We start from the raw sequence: 4,183 nt of genomic DNA on the forward strand, positions 1-4,183 counted from the left end.
AAATGTCTGTCTCAACTTGTGCAGTAACCTTGCCTGCAATTGGGCAGAGCGTCTGATTCTGCACGCTCCAAGTCTTCATCTGCATTCTTTGACTTAGGCGTGTATGTTTTCTTTTCTAAAGCTTGGGAGGGTGTGCCTTCTTTAAAAGCAGAGATTTTAGGTTTTTCTTGTGGAATAAATGGATTAGGGGGAGCAACAGCTTTAGGATTAAAGGGTGTGGGCGCACTTGTGGGAGGTGGCACATTAGAAGGTGCTCTGTCTTGATTTGTGGAGGGTGTGGGCTGGTTAGTAGATGATAAAGGGCTGTCTGCAGGAGGTGCTGGCTGATTTGACTGATTTGTGGAGGGTGTGGGCGTGGGTGGTGTTTGTGTATTTGTTTGAGAATCAGGTTCAAAAATAGGAGGTACATACCCATCGGCATTTTGGGCTTCTGCGTGCAAAGTGCTAAAGAACACAGCACAGGCAAGAAACAGAGCGTGTAAATATGCAAGGGGTGAATGCTCTCTGCATTAGAAATGCGCACTCTCTCCCACTCACTGCACTCATTATTCTTCTCCTTTATTCTCTTTAGTTTTGTAGGTGATCTTGCTTCTGGGGGTTTTTCGGATTTTATGGGTTTCCTCTAAAGGTTTGATGGTAGCAATCTCTGTAATAGAGTATTGCAGAACCTGAAAGCCTGTGGGATTTTTGGGCATAGAATTGTAGTCAAATTTTAGATTTTGCAAGAATTTGAAACTCAAAGTGATACGATAACGCTTTTCATAGCTCAGATAGCCTTGATTGAAGAGTTTGACCACCACATCAGAGACGGCGATATTTTGCGCTTTGCCTTTCTTGTAAATAGAAATGTTAATAATTTTGATTTCTCGATCAATGCTCTCATTGGTGTAAATGCTATGCTCACTAGCGATTAAGTGTTCAAAGGTTTGATACACACTAGTAGAGCTCTGCAAGCGCACGCTTTCATAGCGTTCTTTCTCATCAATATGGTTGATGGTCTCGCGATTGAGAATATAACTGCCTACTAAAGAGCGCATCAAGGCTTCGTTTTGCTCTATCTTGGCATCCGCCTTTTGCACAATGGCAAAATGCTTGTCTGCATTGGCAAAGTCTATGAGCAGGGGTTCAACCCTGACTAAAGGCATCATAAACACAATGGCTAAACTCAAAGCAACCACCACAAAGCCCCCCAATAAGGCAAGCCGAAAGGCTACTTGTGTGATTCTTCGCTCCACTCTAAAAACGCTACCCAAGTCTAGATTGCTACTGACAAACTGATCTAATTTGCCCTCTAACTCCGTTTGGACTTGCTGGAAATGTGCGCGCATCACCACATTTATTTGAGGTAATACATTAGATTTGATGCGTTGCTCCAAGCCATCAAAGTCGAGTTCTTGCTCTCTTTGTTGCTTGCTAATGTGCTCGTGGATGCGCTGTTCTATAAGAGTGTCTGTTTGGATGGATAATACATTCTCACTCTGTTGCTCTTGTGTTGGTGTTGCATGGCTAGTGTGTTCTTGGATTTGCTCTTGTTGTCGCTTATCTAGTTGCTGCCTATCTAAAAGTTTTAAGAGCAAAGCCGCACTGAGTTTAGCAAAATTGATATAGTCTTCTGGATCAAACACACCGCTAGTGAAGCGTTCTATAGCCTTCTCAAACTCTAGGCGTTGCTCTGAGAGATCAGGCATCCACACTTCCTAGTCCCAAGATAACACACGCACACTGGGATTTGCGCATCTCATGGAATTTGTCCGAACAGCCGTGTAGCAAGGCAAAAATGCCCAAGAATAATAGCGTGAGGACTAGTAAAAAAGTCATAGAGAGATACCTTCTCCATTTTCTTCTCTTATCCACGCACATACACCTCCCGCCAATTTTCCTCGTATTGCTTGATCAAGCGGTTGATATGCGCCACACTGCTAGCGTTAGAACTAAAGATAGGTAGGTATTTGCCCAAAGTGGCTAAACTCACATCCACCACATTAGAAGTGCTGTCATTCATATTTTTGACAAGGATTTGGTGGCTGGTGGTGTTAGTATTCTCTAAGAAATTGCGCTCAACATCGCTGAGTTTGATGCCAAACTCTTTTTTAAGCTTCTCTGTATCGATATTTTTTTGGGGATAAAAAATCAGTGTTCCCATATTCTTAATAAAGCTATTGGCATTTTTCACATCATCTAATTGGTGGATGTCTTGCAAGGCTAAAACAATCACTCCATTAGCCTTTCTAGCCTGGGTGATGATGAGATTAATCTTTTCATTCATCAGCGCATTTTGGGCATAGGATTTGAACTCATCGATGAAACAAAAGAAGCCTTTATTTAATTGCAACGCTCTGTGGATGAGTTTGTAAAAGATGTAATAAGCTAGGAGTCCTGCATCTTTTTGATTGTTGATCACAGAGTCCATATTAATGGTGGTGATACGGGTTTTAAATGCTAGACAATCCTCTCTAGCGTTGAAAATGGGATTTTTCAAATAGGGCATTAAGGTATCTTGGATTTGCCCAGATTGTGTTTTGATGAAGGTATTAGTGAATTCTTCTAAGGTATAAGGCTTATAAGTGCCTTGTTTCTTGCTTTGTTGATGCTCTTGATACATGCTAGTGATCGCATTGAGTACCGCATTCTGATCTTCAGTGATTTCCTTGTCTCTCTTATTAGTGGTTTCTATGCCTAACATGTAGGCATAGAAACTCCATAGAAAATTCACATTTTCTTTAGAATTTTCTAAAGTCAAAGGATTAATGTAAAACTCTTCATCATTGTTATACACGCCTCCAAAGTACTTCGTAAAGGAATACAACCCATTCAACCTGTCTAAAGCTAAAATGTCTAAATGAGAGTATTTCAAAGCGCTCATCATCAAATAGCTCATCAAAGTCGTCTTGCCTGCCCCTGTTGCCCCTATGACCATCGTATGTCCATTCACTCTAGCCACATTATGGGCTAACACTCCCTTGTGTTGCACTTCTTGGTTGTGGAAGTTGAACAAATAAGGGGAGTGATCTAGGTTTTTAAACACACTCAAAGGCATATCCCCCCAAGAGTTGCCTTGAAAGCCCTTATTGTTCTTTTCAAACAAGATCAAGGCTGCCATCACTTTAGAAGTTTGGTGTCTGGCTCTATAGTTTAAATCCATCCGTCCGGGGAAGAAAGAGAAATAAGAGGGGATCATCCCAATGGTTTCTTCTTTGCTCACCAAGCCTTCATTGTTAAGCAAACTCAAAATCTGTTCAGTGTGTTTGTCTAAACTCTCTTTGCTTTCTGCCTTGATGAGCACATTCAAGGCAATCTTTTGCATCGAAAGCCTAGAGGCTTGCACTAGGTCCATGTATTTGTCTAACTCTTCTTTGATGAAATTAACAAAGGTGAATTTTTTGCGCATTTTCAAGAAATTCAAGCTTTCAAAAACGCTCAAAGGCTCAAGGGAAAAGATAATATCTAGCTCGCATTCGTAATGCAACAAAGATGAGAGGGCGACAGAGGTGATAGTTTGGTTTTCATAGTTTTTCACACCGATGAAGCGTTGATAAGTGGTCTTGCCCCTGAATGTCAGTGTGTAATAATCTTTGAAAAACTCCACATCACTAGCAATATAACTATCGCTCGATATCCCTATTTTAGGCTTGAAAGGAATGTCAAAGCCATTGATATATTCTGCATAGAAACGCAAAATCTCACAAGAGTCAAGTTCTCTAGGATTAAAGTCTTTAAGCGCATTGGCTACCCTTTGGATCGCCTGCCTCAAGTTAGAGTGCTTGTTAGCAAAAGTGATGGGTTTAGTACCTCCCTCTCCTACAGAAGTAGTCATCTCTAACTTTTTCTTTTCAAAAAAGCTCTTAAGATTGCTCGTGATGGTTTCAAAGATCAAATAGTAGCGGTGATCAAAAATCTCCTTGCTCTCAAAGGCTGTAATAATAGCTTTAGCATAGGGATTATCCAAATGGGGGTTTTGCTTGATGCGCTCCTTGCGCCTTTTGGCGACAATCCTAAGACACACTCCACTAGGGATACCATCTAAAGCATTTTGGCGGGCGTTAAAGTAGTGTTCTAAATCCTGTTGCATCAAATTTAGATAGCTCAAGCCTTGCAACTCCAAAGCCCCCACCAGGTTTTCTTGTTTGGTGATGATGAAGTGGTGATCGTAGATACCTAGAATGTTGTTCTCATCAGCCATAGA

4 protein-coding genes are annotated in these 4,183 nt (G+C 41.2%); all 4 read right to left on the reverse strand.

What is annotated here, in order from left to right:
* Positions 1 to 11 precede the first annotated feature (11 nt).
* Entirely contained in the window at positions 12 to 455 is a 444-nt protein-coding gene (locus tag C6G87_RS08580; RefSeq protein WP_158653141.1) for a hypothetical protein, read from the reverse strand.
* A 90-nt stretch (positions 456 to 545) separates the two neighbouring features.
* Complete coding sequence (locus C6G87_RS08200; protein WP_104753003.1) at positions 546 to 1,688, reverse strand: VirB8 family type IV secretion system protein; 1,143 nt, start codon at positions 1,686 to 1,688, stop codon at positions 546 to 548.
* Positions 1,681 to 1,818, reverse strand: a complete 138-nt coding sequence (locus C6G87_RS08645) for a hypothetical protein (RefSeq protein WP_199767680.1) — start codon at positions 1,816 to 1,818, stop codon at positions 1,681 to 1,683. The genes C6G87_RS08200 and C6G87_RS08645 overlap by 8 nt, the downstream gene beginning before the upstream one ends.
* Positions 1,819 to 1,846: 28 nt before the next feature.
* Positions 1,847 to 4,183, reverse strand: a 2,337-nt coding sequence (locus tag C6G87_RS08205; protein ID WP_104753004.1) for a VirB4 family type IV secretion/conjugal transfer ATPase, incomplete at its 5' end; no start/stop codon positions are given.

Source organism: Helicobacter baculiformis (assembly GCF_900197685.1).
In the GTDB taxonomy this organism is placed as follows: Bacteria; Campylobacterota; Campylobacteria; order Campylobacterales; family Helicobacteraceae; genus Helicobacter; species Helicobacter baculiformis.

Coding starts and splice junctions, on each gene's coding strand:
- C6G87_RS08645 (WP_199767680.1), bottom strand. CDS start 1,818: ATGACTTTTTTACTAGTCCTCACGCTATTATTCTTGGGCATTTTTGCC.
- C6G87_RS08200 (WP_104753003.1), bottom strand. CDS start 1,688: ATGCCTGATCTCTCAGAGCAACGCCTAGAGTTTGAGAAGGCTATAGAA.